The organism is Sphingobium xenophagum (assembly GCF_031457465.1).
GTDB classification, from domain to species: Bacteria; Pseudomonadota; Alphaproteobacteria; order Sphingomonadales; family Sphingomonadaceae; genus Sphingobium; species Sphingobium xenophagum_A.
Genome location: NZ_JAVDWV010000003.1, coordinates 238531 through 257384, shown reverse-complemented (window position 1 = coordinate 257384; position 18854 = coordinate 238531). Strand labels below are relative to the sequence as shown.

Genomic DNA, 18854 nt, shown 5'->3' with positions numbered 1-18854 from the left:
CCATTCAATAACCGGGACGATGCTATTGCGCCTCTTTTGTTTTTGCTGCTTCACGGTTGGCAGACGGCATCAAGCCGTGTTGTCAAGGGAGAGTCCGGGAATGCCTTTCAGCTTCAAAACATCCTGCGCCATGGGCGCGATCATGGCCGCCATGACGAGCGTTTCGGCCTTTGCGCAGGCCGACCCGCCAGTGCCGCAGGACGCCGCGCCCCAGCAGGCGATCTTCCCCGAAGACATCGTCGTCACCGCCGAGCGGCGCGAATCAACGGTGCGCGAAGTGCCTTTTTCCATTGCGGCGTTCGGCGGCGAATTGCTGCGCGAGGCGCAGGTCTACAGCCCCGCCGCGCTGACGCAGCAGATGCCGGGCATCACCATCAACACCGCCGACAAGTCGCTGTCGATCGTCGCGATCCGTGGCAATGTCTCGACGTTCCGTACCGCCACGCTGGACACGCCGGTCGCCTTTTTCATGGACGACGTCTATTATGTGTTCAACAACGACCTGAACGCCAATTTCTACGACACCAACCGCGTCGAAGTGTTGCGTGGCCCGCAGGGCACGCTGTTCGGGCGCAACGTGGTGGGCGGCGCGATTGCGGTGGTCACCAACAATCCTGAATTCAACGATGATTATTTCGCCCAGATCAGTGGCGGCAATGGCGGCTTCGTGCGGACCGAAGGGATGCTGAACGGCGCGCTGGTCGAGGACAAGATCGCCGCTCGCTTCGCGTTCAGCACCGAACATAGCGATGGCCTGATCGACACGCCCAACCAGTCGGGACGTTACGGCAAATATGACAGCTATTCGGCGCGCGGCAAGCTGCTGTTCCAGCCGACCGATACGCTGCAGGTCGTCCTGTCAGGTGACTATAGCTATACCAAAGGCAATGGCGGCGCGATCCAACTCGGCATTGGCGGCAATCAGGTCATACCCGATACGTTCGGTGCCTATACCGATGACGAATGGACCAATAACGACTTCGTATCGTCACCCTATCGCCAGCGGCTGCGCGGCGGCTATCTGCGCGGCGACCTCGACCTGCTCGGCGGCACGCTGACGTCGATCACCGGCTATCGCATGAACGACAGCCGCGCGATCAATGACGACGTGCCGGTGGGGACGGTCGTGCCGGTGTTCGACCGCCGCCAGGTGGTCAAGAACCGCAGCTTCACGCAGGAAGTGCGTTTCGCTTCAGCACCGGGCCGCTTCTCCTATGTCGTGGGTGCCTATTTCCTGTCGGCGGATGTTTCGACGACCAACATCTTCTTCTACAGCCCGCTGCCCGGATCGGCCGTGCCCGGCAGCATCCGTCGCAATCCCGACGTTACCAACATCACGCGCGTCCAGGACGGCAATGTCCGCAGCCTGGCCGTGTTCGGCGAAGCGACGTTCGAAATCACTGACAATCTGGCCGTGGTCGCGGGCGGTCGCTACACGTCGGATCGCAAGAAGGTCGATTATCGTGCCTTTTCGACCACGGATGCAGGGGCCATTCCCGGTTTCGGTTTCCCCGGCGAAGTGCGCGCATCGGGCGGCCGCACCTGGGACGCCTTCACGCCGCGCTTCACGATCAAGTTCGAGCCGACCGAACAGATCAACATGTATGCGACCTATGCCAAGGGATTCAAATCGGGCGGCTTCGTCGACAATGCCTATCGCGACCCGACCATCCCGTTGGAGCCGGAAAATGCCGAAAATTATGAAATCGGCGCGAAATCCCGCCTGTTCGACAACAGACTGGATCTGAACGTCGCGCTGTTCCACCAGACAACCAAGAATCTCCAGAATTTCTCCGGCGCGGGCGGTATTGCCCATACCTATAATGGCACGCTCAAGATGAAGGGGATGGAGGTCGAATCCGTCATTCGCCCGGTCGAGGATCTACGCCTGACCGCCAATTATACGCATCTGGTCGGCACCTATACCGATCTGCGCGATCCGCTGGTGAACCTCGATTATTCGGGCAATCCGGCCAAGTTCGCGCCGCGTGACAGCTTCACTGTCGGCGCGGCCTATACCGGGCGGCTGGGCAATGGCGCGACGCTGACGCCGCAGGCGGATTTCAACTTCTCCACCCGCATTTCGACCGACGACGCCAATACGCTGCGGCTTTATGACAATCTGCATCGCGACACGCGGGGCCGGACACTCAATGCCCGTCTGAATTATGAAACGGCCGATGGCCGTTTCCAGATCGGTCTGTGGGGCAAGAACCTGACCAACAATTATCAGATCGTGAATGCGGACGACATCACCGCCTTCCTGGCCGTACCGGGCAATGGCACGACCTATTGGAAGATCTTTACCAATACGCCGCGGACCTATGGCCTGACGCTGTCGATCCGCCGCTGACGAGCGGCATGGGCGGGGAGGGCGCGGCCTTCCCCGCCATTTTATTGCAGGACGATATCATGAGCGATCACTTCACGCTGCCTGCCAATGGCAGTTTTTCCTTTGCAGGCCGCACCGCGCTGTTGACCGGCGGCGGCCGTGGTGTGGGGGAGGCGGTGGCGCGCGAGATTCACGCCGGGGGCGGGCGCGTGGCCGTCAGCGATGTGGACAGCAATGTCGCGCAGGCGGTGGCGGCTTCGCTCGATCCGTCGGGCGAGACGGCGATCGCCTTGACGCTGGACGTGCGGGAGAAGGCGCATTTCATCGCTGCGCGGGATCAGATGGCGAGCCTGTGGGGCAAGGTTGACATCGTGGTGAACAATGCAGGCTTCGCCAAGCGCACGCCGACGCAGGATATCAGTCCGGAAGAGTTTGACGCGATCGTCCAGATCAACATGCGCAGCGTATTCCTGAGCTGCCAGATATTCTCCGACCATATGCGCGAGAATGGCTATGGGCGGATCGTCAACATCACCTCGCTCGCCGGGCAGAATGGCGGGACGGTGGCCTCCCCCCATTATGCCGCGTCCAAGGCCGGAGCGATCATGCTGACCAAATATTTCGCGCGCTATCTGGCCGGAACCGGCGTGACCGTGAACGCCATCGCGCCGGGACCGATCGACACGGCCAAGGCGCGGTTGTCGGCGGAACAGATTGCGCAGGTCGAGGGCGAAGTGCCGGTCGGCCGCTTCATGGAAGTTGGCGAGATCGCGGCGGCGACGGCGCTGCTGGCTTCGGATCGCGGTGGGTTCTTTGTGGGCGCGACGCTGGACATGAATGGGGGGCTGTATCTGCGGTGATCCCGCTTTACCGTCTTTGTTTCCCGCTTTTCTTATGGCGTTATGGGATTGCGATTGGCGGTTCTGCGCGGGCCATCCATAATCACAACCAACAATAGGGTAGCGCCGGAGCCGTGAACGGCCCGGCCGGACAATGGAGAGCATCATGTTCATTTACAACGCATGGTATGTGGCCGCTTTCGCCGCCGATATCGAACCGGGCAAGACGCTGGGGCGCAAATATCTGAACAAGGCGGTCGTGCTGTTCCGCACCGAAAGCGGCGAGATCGCCGCGTTGGAGGATCGGTGCAGCCATCGCGCGATGCCGCTGTCCGCCGGCCATGTCGATGGCGACGTCATCCGCTGCTGCTATCATGGCGTGGAATTTGACGGCAAAGGCACCTGCACCCGCATCCCCAACCAGGCGCGTATCCCTGCCGCCGCCAATGTCCGCCATTATCCGGTGGTAGAAAAGGATCATCTCATCTGGATCTGGATGGGCGAACCGGCGCTGGCCGATCCGTCGATCATCGTCGACAGCCCGGAACATAACGACCCGAAATGGTCCTGGCGGCCCTATAATTTCCCGGTGAAGGCCAATTGGCAGCTGATCATCGACAATATCTTGGACCTGACCCATGTGCCCTATATCCATGCGCGCACGATCGGCGGCAATCCGGAGCAGCATTATAATGCGGATACCAAGGTGGAGTTCGACGGTCGCAAGGTGACGTTGCTGCGCAAGATGCCCAATTCGATCCCGCCCAAATCCTATATCGATGCGGGTGGGTTCAAAGGCCGGGTCGATCGCTGGCAGGAGGTGCGGTTCGAGCCGGGCATCGGCATGACGTGCCGCGTCAACGCGGGGGGCTGTGACGCTGGCACCGGTGCCTATGAAGGCAAGCGCGACCATGGCTTCATGCTGGCCAACAACCATTTCATCACGCCGGAAACGGAAACGACCAGCCATTATCTGTGGACCATCTGCACCACCGCGCCCAAGGAAAGCGGCGTGCCGGACGTGCTGTTTGACCAGTTTTTCGATACCATCACCGAGGATGAGGTGACGCTGGAAGCGCAGCAGCGGCGGATCGACGACGAACCGGACCGGGCATTTGTGGGTATCGCCAGCGACGGCGCGGTCAACCAGGCGCGGCGACTGCTCAGCGCGATGCAGGAAGCGGAGGATGGCGGCAAGGTCGCGGCCTGAACCGTTCAGCCTTGCGTATATAAGTAACATAGCGGCTTGCCCTGTCCGGTGCGCCATGCTGTAGCGCCATCATGAAGATGCGCGAACTGGAGGATCGGACGGGGGTTCATCGGGAAACGATCCGCGTCTATCTGCGCGAAGGATTGATCCCGGCGCCAGAGCGGCCGCGCAAGACGGTCGCCGACTATGGCGAGGAGCATGTCCAGGCGATCCTCTCCGTGCGTCGGCTCCAGCGTGAGAACCGGCTGACGCTGGCACAGATCAAGGCGATCATCGGCGGCGAAGGCACCGAAGGCCGGGTCGAGGCCAGCGCGTTCGACCAGTTGGAACAACTGGTCGCGCACCGTGTCGGCGTGGATGGACCGCCGGTCACCATCGCGTCGCTGCTGGAACGCTATCCGCATGCGACGGAGGATGCCCGCACGCTGGCGAAGATCGGCATATTGGATATCATCGAAACGGATCAGGGCGAGGCGCTGAGTATCACCTGCGCGCAACTGGTGCGTATCTGGGGCGACATGCGCAAGGCCGGGTTCGACCAGCGGCTGGATTATACGCCCGACATTCTGGGCTTCTACACAGAGGCGGCGGATTTCGTCGGACGCTGGGAAGCATCGACCTTCATGGAGCGGGTCGACGGGCATATTGATGTGGCTGAAGCGGCGACCATGGTCGAACATGCGCTTCCGCTGATGCTCGATTTCTTCGGCCTGATGCGTCAGCGCGCCTTCTTTCGTCATGTCGATGCGATCCGCGCGGGTAAGGAAACGGATCGCCCCGACGAAATGGTCAAGCCGTCCTCCGCTCAACATTGATATCAAGTGGGACGTGGGGGGGGGGCCGGATCGTGCGAGCGTCGATGGCGCATTTGCTGATCTCACCTCCATTGGGCGACGCGGCCCAACCCCCATCAGCCTATTCAATCTTCGGACGATCATTCAGTTTTGAGGATAGGATGGCGACATTTGCGGCGGAAAACGTCGGAAATCCGGCATTGTCTGTCCCTTAGCGGCCAAATGGTCCGACTGATTTTTGCGATTGACGCCTCTCCCGATTACAAGTTACGTAAATAATATACGCAATACGCAAAGATACTTAGGGCAGCGTAGCAGGAGAGGGTAGTTTCATGGCGACTTCGCTGGATGCCGACGTGCGTCCCATCATCCCCGAAGACATTGCGCGGATCGTGATCGCGCCCAAAAGCTATACGGACGACGCGACGATCTATGGCGCTTTTCGCTGGCTGCGTGAACATATGCCGCTGGGTATCGCACAGGTGCCAGGCTATGACCCGGTCTGGGTCGTCACCAAACATGCCGACATCAAGGAAGTGGAACGCAACGGCAAGCTGTTCCACAACGCCGATCACAATCCCATCCTGGTCGATCAGGCCTCCGATGCCTTCACGCGTGAGATTAACGGCGGATCAATCCGCATCTTGTCGTCGCTGACCTATATGGACCCGCCCGAACATGCGTCCTACCGCTCGTTGACGTCCAACTGGTTTCTGCCTGGCAAGATCAGCAAGCTGGAGGATCAGATCCGGGTGCTGGCGCGCCAGTCGGTGGACAATCTGCTGAGCTTCGATGGCGAATGCGATTTCGTCCGCGATTTCGCGCTGCATTATCCGCTGCGCGTTATCATGACGCTGTTCGGCGTGCCACCCGAAGACGAACCGCGGATGCTCAAGCTGACGCAGGAATTTTTCGGCGTGCATGATCCCGAAGAACAGCGGCCCGACATGGCGGCTGACCCGGTGGTCGCGGCGAAGCAATGGGCGGCCTCTATCGAGGATTTCTACACCTATTTCGATAAGCTGAGCGCGCAGCGCCGTGAGCAGCCGACCGACGACCTGCTGTCGCTGATCGCCAATTCGCGGATCAACGGCGCGCCGATCCCGCGTGATGAGGCGAACGGCTATTATGTCGCGATCGCCACGGCGGGCCATGACACGACATCGTCGTCCACCGCAGGTGGCTTGCACGGCATGATGCTCTATCCCGAAAATTGGGCGAAGGTGAAGGCGGACCCGTCGCTCATCCCCGGCTTGGTGGATGAGGCGATCCGCTGGACCAGTCCGGTCAAGCATTTCATGCGCAATGCAACAGCCGATACCCAGGTGCGCGGCATGGATATTCGCGCGATGGAACGGCTGATGATCTGTTACCCGTCGGGCAATCGCGACGAGGCGGTGTTTGACGACGCTGACCGCTTCGACATTACCCGCTCGCCCAATCCGCACATCGCCTTTGGCTTTGGTCCGCACATGTGCCTGGGCCAGCATCTCGCCAAGCTGGAGATGCGCATCCTGTTCGAGGAATTGCTGCCGCATCTCAAGTCGGTCGAGATGGCGGGCGATCCCCGCATGGTCGAGACCAATTTCGTCGGCGGGTACAAGGCGCTGCCGATCCGCTTCACGAAGAACTGACGCACATCGCGGCTGGATCACCGCCAAAGCGGGACCGGCGCACAGGCCCAGGATGGGAACATCCGGGCGATAAATGGGAGGAGTCTGAACATGACCAAGAGGATTATCACGCTGGCCGCCACCGTATCGGCCGTTGCATTGCATGCGCAGGCCTGGAGCCAGACCGATGCTGCACCACAGGCGACATCATCGGGCCTTGGCGACATCGTCGTGACGGCACAGAAGCGCGAGCAGGCGATCAACGATGTGCCGCTGTCGATCATCGCGGCATCCGGCGAGAAGCTGGCGAACCAGGGCATCACCGATACGACGGTCCGCTTTGCCGGACGACCACGCACATTCGGCGCGACCCTGTCGGCGCGCTTGTAAACGGCTCCCCCTGGGCCGCGCCCTGAAAGGCGGGCGCGGCTCCTTCTTATTCAATGGAGACATGGCCCATGAATGCACCCACGATGATCGCCCCCGAACTGCATGGCGAGAAGGGTCATGAAGTCCGCCTTCCCCAGCAGAAGATGCTGATCGGCGGGGCATGGGAAGCGGCCGGGGACGGTCGCACCATTGATGTGGAAGACCCGGCGACGGGACGGGTGTTCGCCAGTGTTCCGGCGGGCAGCGCTATGGATGTGGACCGGGCCGTGACCAAGGCGCGCGCTGCTTTCGAGAGCGCTGCATGGGCACGGATGCGCCCGCTCGACCGCGGCAAGATCATCGAGGCGATCGCGCGCAAGATTGAGGATCATGCCCAGGAACTGGCGCTGCTCGAAAGCTATGACAATGGGAAGGCGGTACATCATGCGCTGGCGGTGGATGTGCCCGCTGCGGTCGATATCTTCCGCTACATGGCCGGCTGGGCGTCGAAAATCTATGGTCAGGTAAATCCGATTTCGGGCGATGGCCGCCAATATCACAGTTACTCGGTGCGCGAACCGATCGGTGTCGTTGGGCAGATCGTGCCGTGGAATTATCCGCTGGCGATGGCGGCCTGGAAGATCGCGTCGGCGCTGGCGGCGGGCTGTACCATCGTGCTGAAACCGTCCGAAGTCACGCCGCTGACCGCGTTGCGCCTGGCTGAACTGGCGCTGGAGGCGGGGCTGCCCGAAGGCGTGCTGAACATCGTCACCGGCTATGGGCATGAGGCAGGGCAGGCGCTGGTCGAACATCCCGGCATCGACAAGATCGCCTTTACCGGATCGACCCGCGTCGGCAAGCAGATCGTTCAGACGGCGGCGAAGGATCTGAAGCGCGTCACGCTGGAACTGGGCGGGAAGTCACCCTCGCTGATCTTTGCTGATGCCGATCTCGACAAGGCGGCGATCGGCGCCGCGCTCGCAATCTTCTTTAATTCAGGCCAGGTCTGCCTTGCCGCGTCGCGCCTCTATGTCGAACGCTCCGTATTCGACAAGGTGGTGGACGGCGTCGCGCAGGTCGCCAAGACCTTCAAGCTCGGCCATGGGCGCGATCCCGATACGATGCTGGGGCCGTTGGTGTCGAAGGTGCAGCAAGGGCGCGTTCTGGACTATATCGCGCAGGGCAAGGCCAGCGGGGCGGACCTTGTCACTGGCGGCGGGACGGGCGATCGGGACGGCTATTTCGTTGAACCTACTATTTTCGCCAATCCTGACGCCGACGCCAGCATCGTGCGCGAGGAGATTTTCGGCCCGGTGCTGGTGGCGACCCCATTTGACGATGTGGACGAAGTGGTCCGGCAAGCCAATGACACCCGCTATGGCCTGGCCGCCAATATCTGGACCCGCGACCTGTCGCGCGCACACCTGACCGCGCGCAAGCTGCAGGCGGGGACGGTGTGGATCAATACCCATGGCATGAACGATCCGTCCGCGCCCTTTGGCGGTGTGAAAGAATCCGGCTGGGGTCGCGAAGTCGGTGAAGAGGGCGTGCTGCACTATACCGAAACAAAGACGGTGACGGCGCTGCTGGGCGATTGAAGGCAAGTAAAATAAAAATCGTGGAGGGGGGATGGCAATGGAAAGGATGAGCATGACGGCACTCACCAACGCTTACATGGCTGAAAATTGTGAGCGTCATATTCCCAATCCGGCCATCCCTAAATGGAACCAGAGCTATTATTTCAATTTCTATGACCGGCAGGCAAAACTGGGCGGGTTCATCCGCTTCGGGTTCATGGAGAATATTAGCGAAACCAATGGCTTCGCGATCTTCTTCATGGACGGAAAGCCGCTGTTCACCCGCGTCAACATGAACCTTCCCTACACCCAGGATCGTCCCGAAGGCGGTGTGACCGTTGCGGGGGTGCGCCTTGAAGTGGTGCGGCCTTTGCAGACTTGCCGGATTACCATTGATACGGAGGATTTTGGCGTCGACCTCAGTTGGGATCAGCGCTTTGCGATGGGCGACAGTATCATAGCTGGCAACGGGGATGACGCGATCGCCCGTGAACTGGCCCATATTCATCTGGAGGGTGCCTGCGACGTGACCGGCACGGTACGCCTGCGCACCGGACAGACCATCGCTATCAAGGACGCGGGTTTTCGCGATGTCAGTTGCGGCCCGCGCAACTGGGCGGGGGTGCAGCATTATCGGCTGGCATGGCCGATCTTCGACAATGGCATGTCCTGCGTTGCGGTCCATGCCATCACCGAACAGGGCGAAGGCTATCAGAAAATCCTCCACGACGGAAAGCGTTGGCATAAGATCGGGCGGGTCGAAGAGGTCATCGACTATGAAGCCGATGAAATGGGCTTTCGCCATGTCCATTGGAAGCTGTGGGACGAAGATGATCGCTTGTGGGAATTTACCGCCAAGCCGTTGTTCCGCTGGCAATTCCCCTTCGACAGTTTCGTGATGGTCGAACAGATGATGGAATATCGTCTGAGCGATGGGACGATTGGCTATGGCATGGGCGAAGGCGGCTTCCGCTTTCCCTGGGAAGGCAATGGCAATTGACATGAGCGACATCATCGACGCGCCGCCGATCGACAAGATCGATATCTGGAATCGCGACGACATGGAGCCGCGCATCCGGGAAATACTCGACCGGACCGTGCGGGACCGGGTGAAAGGCCCCTATGCAGCGAAGACCGACAGCGAGGTCATCGCCATGCTGGAGAACTATTTCGCCAGGACCGAAGGGCTGGATGCGATCGTGATTGCCGACGTGGCGCGCATGGCCGGTGGTGCGTCGAAGGAACAGTTTGCTTTCACCCTGCGGCACAGGGATGACGCGGTGGGGGAACGGTTGGTGCTGCGCATGGACCCGCTGGAGGCGATCTCGCAGACCTGTCGCGGCCGCGAGGCGCAGGTGCATGTGGCTTTTGCCGATATATTGCCGGTCGCATCGGTCCGCAGCATTGATGCGGATGGCGAGATATTGGGCCAGCCTGCGATTATCCTGGGCTTTGTAGACGGCGTGACCGAACCGAGCGAAGGTACGGGACATGGCGTATCAGGCATCGGCACGCGCTATGACGATTGGGCGGCCAAGCTGGCCCCGCAATTTATTGATGCGCTGGCGCAAGTGCATCGGTTCAACTGGCGCTCTGCTGACCTGTCCTATTATGCGGCGCCCGAAGCGGGAACGCGACAGGCCGCGATCTGGCAGGTCAACTGGTGGTCGCAGGTCTGGTGGGATGGTGTCGTTCAGCCGGTCGCGATGGTGACCTATGCGGAACGCTGGCTGCGCGAAAATGCGCCGATCTGCGAAGCGCCCGTCATGTGCCACAGCGATTTGCGGCTGGGCAATTTCATGTTCGAGGAGCCAAGCGGCAAGTTCACCGCCGTACTGGACTGGGAATTGGCGCATATCGGCGATTTCCACGAGGATATCGCCTGGGCCATTCAGCGCCTTTTTGGCACATGGACGGACGATGGAATCTTTCTGGTATGCGGGCTGATCGCGCGGGATGAATTTCTGCGCGCCTATGAGGCCGCGTCCGGCAACCATATCGATCCGGTGAAGCTGCGCTATTATGAGGTTCTCAACGCCTATAAATGCGCGGTGATTGACCTGGGGCAGGCGATGCGTGCCGCGACCGAAAGCAATAATCACCAGGATATCATCCTCACCTGGCTCGGCTCCGCCGGTGCCGTTTTCCTTGAGCAACTCGTCATGCTCATTCGGGAGGCCTGACTCATGCTGCCCAACATTGACCTGCGTATCGCGAACATGATCAAGGCGCTGGAGCAGGTCGTCCTACCCGCGCTACCGCGCGACCAGCGACTTGCTCGCGACCAGGCCCAGCTGGTGGCCGGGCATCTGCGCATGATGGGCGAACAATGGAAGGCCGCGTTGCGCTACGAACAGATATCGCTGGACGATTTGATGACGCTTGCCCGCGACCTCATGCGGAGCGCGCCGACGCCGTTGGATAAGCTGGCGGACGCGCTCGCCGACGCACAAGCGTGCGACCGCGAGAGTGTGACCGCGCTGGAGCAAGCCAATATCGGACTGGGCCATGCGGTCGATGCGATAATTCTGGGCGGTGAGGCGCATGCGCCGCTGTCACAGGTGTCGATCGACGCGATCCTCGACCATGGGTTGCGTCATGCCCGGCGTGAACGGACATGGTTCAAGCGCAACGGCCTTGATCCCGACCGGAATGATTTGCCCGATCTGGCTGCACTATTCGACACCGCAGCCTGACCGCCGCACACCTTAGAATAGAGCAAAACAGCCAGGCAAGGAGAGCCCAGAAATGCACGACATGACGAAGCAGATCGCGGATTTTCCGGTACGCAACGCCTTCCGCCATAAGCTGGCCGAGGATGGGCGAGAATCGACCACGCACCAGTTCGTCCTGCCGCAATATGGCATCGCCGGCTATTATTACCCGACCGTGCGCGCCAACGGACAAGCGAAAGGCCGGTTGCATCTTTTTGGGCCGGGACTGGACGCACCGATCGAGGAAGATGTCGAACAGATGGTGTCCGACGGTATGGATTTCGACGACTGGCGTTTTGGGCCGTTGTTGATGGCCGTGCGTGAACCGTTCAAGACTATAGATTTGGGATGGACGGGCGACCGGGTCCAGTTCGAAGGACAGTGGAACGCCATCCATCCGCCCTATGCCTTCAGCATGCATCCCAAGGGCAATCCGCGCTATTACGGCGACGACCGCACCGAACAGCATGGGATCATCAAGGGCAATCTGCGGATCGACGGTAAGGACCATGCGCTCAACGACTTCATGATCCGCGATCACAGTTGGGGGCCGCGCGTCTGGGGATTGAACCAGCATTATAAATGGTTCCACGCGACGACACAGGGTGTGTCGGTGCATTTCTTCGAAATGATGTCCTTTGGCAAGGTTGAGACGCGCGGCTACCTGTACAAGGACGGCGTGATGCAGCACATCGAAGCTATTGATTACGAAATCGATTATGACGACGACATGATGCACGATCGGTTCCGCGTGACCGTGACGGATATGCAGGGCCGATCGGTATTCGTCGATTGCAAGGCCTTCGCCAAATATCAAGCCGACCTCGACCCTGTCGTCGCCCTGAACGAGGCCGTTGTCACGGTTACCATCAATGGCGAAGAAGGCACGGGCTGGTGCGAATTCTGCTGGACCCGTGATTATCTGAACTTTGCACGGCCTTATGTCCGGCGCTTCGCATGGTGATGCAACCTCGATGGGAAACCACGCCATGAAGTCGACCCGTGACGATGTCGATATATGGGACCGCTCCGAAATGGAGCCGCGCATCCGCCATGTCCTAGAACGCACTTTGCGACTGCGCGATACCGGGCCATATCGGCCGAAGTCCGACACGCAGGTGACGGATATGCTGACCCGCTTCTTCGAGGCGAAAGGACTCGAAGACATCGCTATATCCGGCGTGGAGCGTATGTCAGGGGGCGCGTCGAAAGAGCAGTTCGCCTTCACCCTGGGCCATCGCGCTAACCCAAGCGGCGAGCGGCTGGTGCTCCGGATGGATCCTCTGGAGGCTATTGCCCAAACCTGCCGGGGGCGGGAGGGCGAGATCCAGAAGATCATGGGCAATCATATGCCGGTCGCGCCAGTTCACTGGATCGATGCCGACGGCGACTTGCTTGGGCAGCCTGCCGTCATATTGGGGTTCGTGTGCGGGGTCACCCAGCCCAGCGATACCGGCCAACAGGGCGTGTCCGGCATGGGCGGGCAACTCGGCAGTTTGGTAGACCGGCTGGCACCGCAATATATCGACGCGCTCGCCATCACGCACCGTTTCGACTGGTCGCGCGCGCATCTGGAATTTTTCGACGCGCCGCGCGCGAACAGCAAGCAGGCGGCCATCTGGCAGGTCAACTGGTGGTCGCAGGTCTGGTGGGATTGCCTGGTGGAGCCCGTGCCGGTCATAGCGCTCGCCGAGCGGTGGCTGCGGGAGAATGCGCCGGTGTGCGACCGGCCGATGCTGGTGCATGGCGACTTGCGCATGGGTAATTTCATGTTCGAGGAACCGAGCGGGCAATTCACGGCTGTCCTCGACTGGGAACTGGCACATATCGGCGATTTCCATGAGGATATCGCCTGGACCATGCAGAAATTGTTCGGGGCCTGGGGCGACGACGGCGTTTTCCTGGTCAGCGGCCTGTTGCCCCGCGACGACTTCATCACGCAATATGAAGCTGCTTCCGGCAACAGGATCGACCCGGTCAGGCTTCATTATTACGAGGTTCTCAACGCCTATAAATGCGCGGTCATGGATCTGGGGCAGGCCATGCGCGCTTCGATCGCCAGCAACAATCATCAAGAAGTCGTGCTGACCTGGCTGGGTTCTGCCGGCGCCGTCTTCCTGAGCCATATCGTCCAACTCATTCGGAAGGGCTGACCGATGCTGCCCAGTATCGACCTGCGGATCGCGAACATCGTCAAGGCGCTGGAGCAGGTGGTCCTGCCCGCCTTAACCGGGCGCGAGCGGCTCGCCAAGGATCAGGTCAATTTGTGCATCGGTCATTTGCAGATGATCGCGCAGCAATGGCGATGGGCGGCAGCGTTCGAGGCTGGTTCCTTTCATGCCATGATCGCGCTGGCAGAGACGATGCTGCCCGCGGTCGATCCCGGCTATGCCGAAGAACTGGCGCAGGCGATTGCATCGGCCAAGGCGGTGGAAGGGCAGAACCTGGCAGAGGTCGAACATGCCATCGTCGCGCTGGGCGGCCTGATCGACCGCATCATCCTGGGCGAAGACGGCAAGGTGGCGCTGGCACCTGCCGTCTGGGACGCGGTGCTGGACTATGGCGAGAAGCAGGCGTTGCGCGAACGCATATGGTTTGCCGCCACTGGCCTGGACCCTGACCGGAAGGAATTGCCGAGCATCAAGGCGATGATGGCGCGATGAAGCACGCAAATCCCGTCCTGCCCGCGCATGATCCCGCTGGTGCGCTGGCGCGGATGGTCGCGGACACGCGCTACGCCGACCTGCCGGCCAGCGTGATCGATCTCGCCAAGCGGGCGATCCTGGATACGCTGGCCGTGACAATTGCGGGTTCGGGCTGGGAGGTCTGCCCCGCCATTGCCGATCAGGTGGCGGAGTGGGGCGGCGCGCCGCAGGCGACCGTGCTGGTCCATGGGCATAGGGTGCCCGCACCCATGGCGGCGTTCGCCAACGGCGTGATGGCCCGCGCCATTGACATGGGCGACGTGCATGAGACGGGCGGTCATGTCACGGAATGGAATGTGCCGGCCATGCTGTCGGTGCTGGGGATCGCCGGTGGGCCGGTTAGCGGCAGGGATTTCCTGACCGCCTATGTCACCGGCGCGGAAGTGGGCGTGCGCGCCAGTGCGGCGCTTAACCTTGTCCGCTATCATACGACCTGGGGTATGCCGGGCGAATGGAACGGGCCGCTATGCGCCGCCGCATCGGTCGCACGTATTTTGGGCCTCAACGCTGACGAGACATGGAATGCGATGGGCATGGCCTACACCGTCCATGGCATGTCGGAATATAATAAATATTCCGAAGGCACGCAGATGGCCCGCGTGCAGCACAGCTTTGCTGGCGACACGGCGGTCAAGGCGGCGCTGCTGACGCGGCGCGGCGTGACGGCGCCGCGCGGCATATTCCAAGGCGTACCGAGCGGCATATTACGCCATGTCGCGTGGGACGATGTACGCCCCGGATTACTGACCGAGGATCTGGGCACGCGCTGGCAGCTGGCCGAAGGGCTGTCGATGAAGCCTTATTCCGCGTGCAAATTCACGCACAGCTTCATAGCCAGTACGGTCGCCATCATGCAGGGCGAGGGGCTGGACTGGCGCGATATCGACCGGATCGACTGCGTTGGCAGCAACAGCGCGCGAATGACATTCGAACCGGCGGTGGCGAAATGGAATCCGCGCAGCGTTCCCGAAGCGATGTTCAGCGCGCCTTATACGATCGCGACGGCGGCGATCACCGGCGGCTTTTTCCTACAGGACCTACATGTCGAACGGATCATGGACGAAGAGCGGCGCGCGCTCATGGAGCGCGTCCACATCATCGCCGATCCCGATCATGCCGACCAGTTTGAGGGCTTTTCCGTTACGATCGCGCTGACGGACGGACGGCGTTTCACCCATGTAACCCCTTATGTGAAGGGCCATAGCCGCAATCCCATGGACTGGGACGACCTGGCCGACAAGCTGCGCCGCTGCGCGCCCTTCGCTGCCGTCGCGCTGCCGCAGGCGAAGCTGGACCGGCTGGTTGCGCTGTGCCGCACCATGGAGGAGGTGGAGGATATGCGCGCCGTCCTCACCCTCATGATCGCCTGACATTCCTGACCTTTTCGCAACATTGGAGAACATCATGAAGGCCGCCATTCTCAACAGCCTCGACGGCACATTCCAGATCGAGGAGATTGATATCGACGCGCCGCGCGGCCGCGAGGTGCTGGTGGAGGTGAAGGCGTCCGGCCTGTGCCATTCGGACCTCCATTTCGCCGAACAGGATTTCGGTGTGCCGCTGCCTGCCGTTCTGGGGCATGAACTGGCGGGCGTCGTCCTGGCGATCGGCCCGGAAGTGCGCGAATTCGTGGTGGGTGACCATGTCGTTGGATCGCTGATCCAGTTTTGCGGCCATTGCCGCGCCTGCATCGGTGGGCGGACCTATCAATGCACCCATCCTGAAGAGACGCTGCGCAGCGATCCCGACCATGAGCATCGCCTGACCCGCAATGGCGAGGGGGTCGCGCAGGTGTTCGGTACGGGCGCATTTGCGGAGCGCGCGCTGGTGCATGAAAACCAGCTTGCCAAAGTGCCCAAGGAACTGCCTTTCGCCCAGGCATCCCTGCTGGGATGTGGGACGATCACCGGCGCTGGCGCGGCGATCAACACGGCGTTGGTCCGGCCGGGTGACACCGTCGCGGTAATCGGCATTGGCGGGGTTGGGCTGAACGTGATTTCCGGCGCGCAATTGGCGGGTGCTGCGCGGATCGTCGCGATCGACATGCAGCCCAAGAAGGAAGCGTTGGCGCGCAAGTTCGGTGCTACCGACTTCATCGACGCATCCGCAGGCGACAGTGTGGCTACGGTGCAGAGGCTGATCGAGGGTGGCGTCGATCACGCATTCGAGGTTGTGGGTATCAAGGCGACGTCGGAACAGGCGATCAAGATGGTCCGCAAGGGCGGCGGTGCCTATCTCATCGGTGTCCATTCGCCGACCAGCACGATCGACGTCAATGTCACGATCGACCTGCTGACCAATCAGGTCGATCTGCGGGGCGTTTATATGGGGTCGTCCAACATCAAGCACGACATCCCGATGTATGCCCGACTGTATCTGGAGGGTAAGCTCAATCTGGATGACCTGATTTCGCGCGAGATCAATCTGGCCGACATCAATGACGCCTATAAGGAATTGAAGGGCGGCGCGATTGCGCGCAGCGTCATCACCTCCTTCTAGGGACGATTGAGTGCACGAGCGCCCTACCCGGCGGCGGGTACTCCAAACAGCTTCGGGATGAGGAGGAGTTCGTCCAGTGTGCTGCGCGGGTCGAGCGCCCCATCGAGTGAGCGGAGGGTGTCGACATTGTCGCGCAGATACTCCGGCCCATGGTCGGGATTGAAATAGCCTGCGCCCACGACGAAGCCGACGCGGGCGACCTTGCCCGACGAGACGCTAAAGATGTCGCCGTTTAGCGTGGTGGAGCGATGGGCGAGCCATAGCACCGTCGGCGAGACGATGGCGGGTGGTCCCATCGGCACCTTGCCCGCGCGAATATCCGCCTGCCAATCGTCGCCGCTGGCATCGGCCCCACCGAAAAAGGCGTCGCGATTCATGCGGGTGACCGCCATCGGCGCGATAGCGTTTACGGTGATGCCGCTGTCGCCCACCTCGTTCGCCAGCGCTTTGGTGAATCCCGCCACGCCGAGCTTCGCTGCGCCATAATGGACGAGTTGTTCGTTGCCCGCGAAGCCCGCATTCGACGTGGTGTTGACGATGCGGCCATGACGCTGCTTGACGAAATGCGGCCATACCGCCTTCGACATCTGGAAGGTGCCGTCCAGCGTTACGGCGATCATCCGCCGCCAGCCGTCGTCGCTGATATGCTCCAGCGTTGCAAAGTCGATGATGCCCGCATTGTTGACCAATATGCTGACCGTGCCAAAGGCGTCGATCGCGGTCTGCACCACGGCGGCGGCGCCCTCCGCCGTGGTGACGCTATGACCATCGGCGACCGCCCGGCCGCCGGCGGCGATGATCTCGTCCACCACCGATTGCGCGACCTGCGCCGATCCAGCCAGACCATCTGGTTCGACCCCGATGTCGTTGACCACAACCGCCGCGCCGCGCGCCGCAAAGGCGAGCGCATGTTCGCGGCCCAGTCCTCGGCCGCCGCCGGTGATGATGACGACATCGTCGTCGAAGCGCATCTGGTTCATGCGCCGTCTCAGCCCGGAATCTCGAACAGGCCAGCCGACCCCATACCGCCCGCGACGCACATGGACACGACCGCCCAGCGCACACCGCGCCGTCGCGCCTCGATCAACGCATGGCCCGCGATGCGGCTGCCGGTCATGCCGAAGGGATGGCCGAGCGCGATGCCGCCGCCATTGACGTTGATCGTCTCTGGATCAATGCCCAGAAAGTCGCGGCAGTAGAGATATTGGCTGGCAAAGGCTTCGTTGATTTCCCATAGGCCGATATCTTCGACCTTCAGACCCGCGCGATCCAGCAGCTTGGGAATGGCGAAGATCGGACCGATGCCCATCTCCTCTGGCGGGCAGCCGGCCGACTGGAAGCCGCGATAGAGGCCGAGTATCTCGCGTCCCTCTGCCTTCGCCGTCGCATGGTCCATCACTATCTGGGCGGACGCGCCATCGGACAACTGGCTGGCGTTGCCGGCGGTCACGAACTTGCCTTCCTTGACGATCTGCCCATCGCGCCAGACCGGCTTCAGCCGGGCAAGTCCCTCCGCTGTGGTGTCAGCGCGGATGCCTTCGTCGACCGAGAGCGTCAGCGTCTCGGTGCCCGATATGCTGCCATCCTTTTCCACGATATTTTTGGTGACGGTGATCGGCGCGATTTCGTCCGTGAAACGGCCGGCGGCTACCGCAGCGGCGGCGCGTTGGTGGCTGATGGCGGCGATCTCGTCCTGCGCCGCGCGGCTGATGCCATAGCGCTCGGCGACGATCTCCGCCGTTTCGATCATCGCCATATAGGCGTGCGGTTTGCGGTCCAATACGGCGGCGGGGCGGGCACGATGGGTTGGGGCATAGTCGCGTGTGTGGCTGATCGATTCGACGCCGCCTGCAACGGCAATATCCATGTCGCCCGCAATAATGCCGCGCGCAGCGAAGGCGAGCGCGGTGAGGCCGCCGGCGCATTTGCGATCCACTGACGCACCGGGGATCGAATCAGGCAGGCCGGCGGCGAAGACGGTGGTGCGGCCGATGTTGAAGCCCTGATCGCCCCATTGCGATCCCGCGCCGAAAATGACGTCCTCAATCCGGGCGGGATCGATCCCAGCGCGGGCGATGGCGGCGTTGACCGCATGGCCGGCGAGCGCCGGGGCGTCGGTATCGTTGAATGCGCCGCGCGTCGCCTTGGCGACGGGCGTGCGGGCGGTGGAGACGATGGCAGCTTCGCGCATGGACATTCTCT

At 61.6% G+C, this 18854-nt stretch carries 17 protein-coding genes; 15 read left to right on the top strand and 2 right to left on the bottom strand.

The window, feature by feature from the left end; translation table 11 throughout:
- The first annotated feature begins 100 nt into the window (after window positions 1–100).
- The 15 genes from J2W40_RS04390 (at window position 101) to J2W40_RS04320 (ending at window position 16652) form a co-directional block, all read left to right on the top strand.
- Window positions 101–2353, top strand: coding sequence for a TonB-dependent receptor (locus J2W40_RS04390; protein WP_310222171.1), 2253 nt, complete (start codon window positions 101–103; stop codon window positions 2351–2353).
- Window positions 2354–2412: 59 nt separating this feature from the next.
- Complete coding sequence (locus tag J2W40_RS04385; RefSeq protein ID WP_310222170.1) at window positions 2413–3192, top strand: SDR family NAD(P)-dependent oxidoreductase; 780 nt, start codon at window positions 2413–2415, stop codon at window positions 3190–3192.
- A gap of 145 nt (window positions 3193–3337) precedes the next feature.
- A complete protein-coding gene (locus J2W40_RS04380) occupies window positions 3338–4381 on the top strand; it encodes a Rieske 2Fe-2S domain-containing protein (RefSeq protein WP_310222169.1) in 1044 nt (347 codons plus the stop codon).
- Between the two features lie 71 nt (window positions 4382–4452).
- Window positions 4453–5196: a MerR family transcriptional regulator gene (locus J2W40_RS04375; RefSeq protein WP_310222168.1), complete on the top strand. Its 744-nt coding sequence runs from the start codon at window positions 4453–4455 to the stop codon at window positions 5194–5196.
- 311 nt (window positions 5197–5507) lie between these two features.
- Entirely contained in the window at window positions 5508–6809 is a 1302-nt protein-coding gene (locus J2W40_RS04370; RefSeq protein ID WP_310222167.1) for a cytochrome P450, read from the top strand.
- A 90-nt stretch (window positions 6810–6899) separates the two neighbouring features.
- Window positions 6900–7178, top strand: coding sequence for a hypothetical protein (locus J2W40_RS04365; protein WP_310222166.1), 279 nt, complete (start codon window positions 6900–6902; stop codon window positions 7176–7178).
- Window positions 7179–7246: 68 nt separating this feature from the next.
- Window positions 7247–8755 (top strand): aldehyde dehydrogenase family protein, encoded by a 1509-nt coding sequence (locus J2W40_RS04360; protein WP_310222165.1) that lies wholly within the window; start codon window positions 7247–7249, stop codon window positions 8753–8755.
- Between the two features lie 46 nt (window positions 8756–8801).
- The gene (locus J2W40_RS04355; protein ID WP_310222164.1) at window positions 8802–9734 is read left to right on the top strand and encodes a DUF7065 domain-containing protein; all 933 of its coding nucleotides are present in this window, start codon (window positions 8802–8804) and stop codon (window positions 9732–9734) included.
- Between the two features lies 1 nt (window position 9735).
- A complete protein-coding gene (locus J2W40_RS04350) occupies window positions 9736–10917 on the top strand; it encodes a phosphotransferase family protein (RefSeq protein ID WP_310222163.1) in 1182 nt (393 codons plus the stop codon).
- 3 nt (window positions 10918–10920) lie between these two features.
- Window positions 10921–11430 (top strand): hypothetical protein, encoded by a 510-nt coding sequence (locus J2W40_RS04345; RefSeq protein WP_310222162.1) that lies wholly within the window; start codon window positions 10921–10923, stop codon window positions 11428–11430.
- A gap of 52 nt (window positions 11431–11482) precedes the next feature.
- The gene (locus J2W40_RS04340; RefSeq protein ID WP_310222161.1) at window positions 11483–12412 is read left to right on the top strand and encodes a DUF7064 domain-containing protein; all 930 of its coding nucleotides are present in this window, start codon (window positions 11483–11485) and stop codon (window positions 12410–12412) included.
- Window positions 12413–12437: 25 nt separating this feature from the next.
- Window positions 12438–13601 carry a phosphotransferase family protein gene (locus J2W40_RS04335; RefSeq protein WP_310222160.1) on the top strand — a complete coding sequence of 388 codons (1164 nt, stop codon included), beginning with the start codon at window positions 12438–12440 and terminating at the stop codon, window positions 13599–13601.
- 3 nt (window positions 13602–13604) lie between these two features.
- Window positions 13605–14111, top strand: a complete 507-nt coding sequence (locus J2W40_RS04330; protein ID WP_310222159.1) for a hypothetical protein — start codon at window positions 13605–13607, stop codon at window positions 14109–14111.
- Entirely contained in the window at window positions 14108–15523 is a 1416-nt protein-coding gene (locus J2W40_RS04325) for an MmgE/PrpD family protein (RefSeq protein WP_310222158.1), read from the top strand. Before J2W40_RS04330 ends, J2W40_RS04325 begins: the two co-directional genes overlap by 4 nt.
- Window positions 15524–15557: 34 nt before the next feature.
- Entirely contained in the window at window positions 15558–16652 is a 1095-nt protein-coding gene (locus J2W40_RS04320) for an alcohol dehydrogenase catalytic domain-containing protein (protein ID WP_310222157.1), read from the top strand.
- A 23-nt stretch (window positions 16653–16675) separates the two neighbouring features.
- On the opposite strand, the gene J2W40_RS04315 is transcribed toward J2W40_RS04320, so the two are convergent.
- Both J2W40_RS04315 and J2W40_RS04310 read right to left on the bottom strand, forming a co-directional pair.
- Entirely contained in the window at window positions 16676–17632 is a 957-nt protein-coding gene (locus J2W40_RS04315; RefSeq protein ID WP_310222156.1) for an SDR family NAD(P)-dependent oxidoreductase, read from the bottom strand.
- Between the two features lie 8 nt (window positions 17633–17640).
- Complete coding sequence (locus J2W40_RS04310; RefSeq protein WP_310222155.1) at window positions 17641–18843, bottom strand: acetyl-CoA C-acyltransferase; 1203 nt, start codon at window positions 18841–18843, stop codon at window positions 17641–17643.
- Between the last annotated feature and the right edge of the window lie 11 nt (window positions 18844–18854).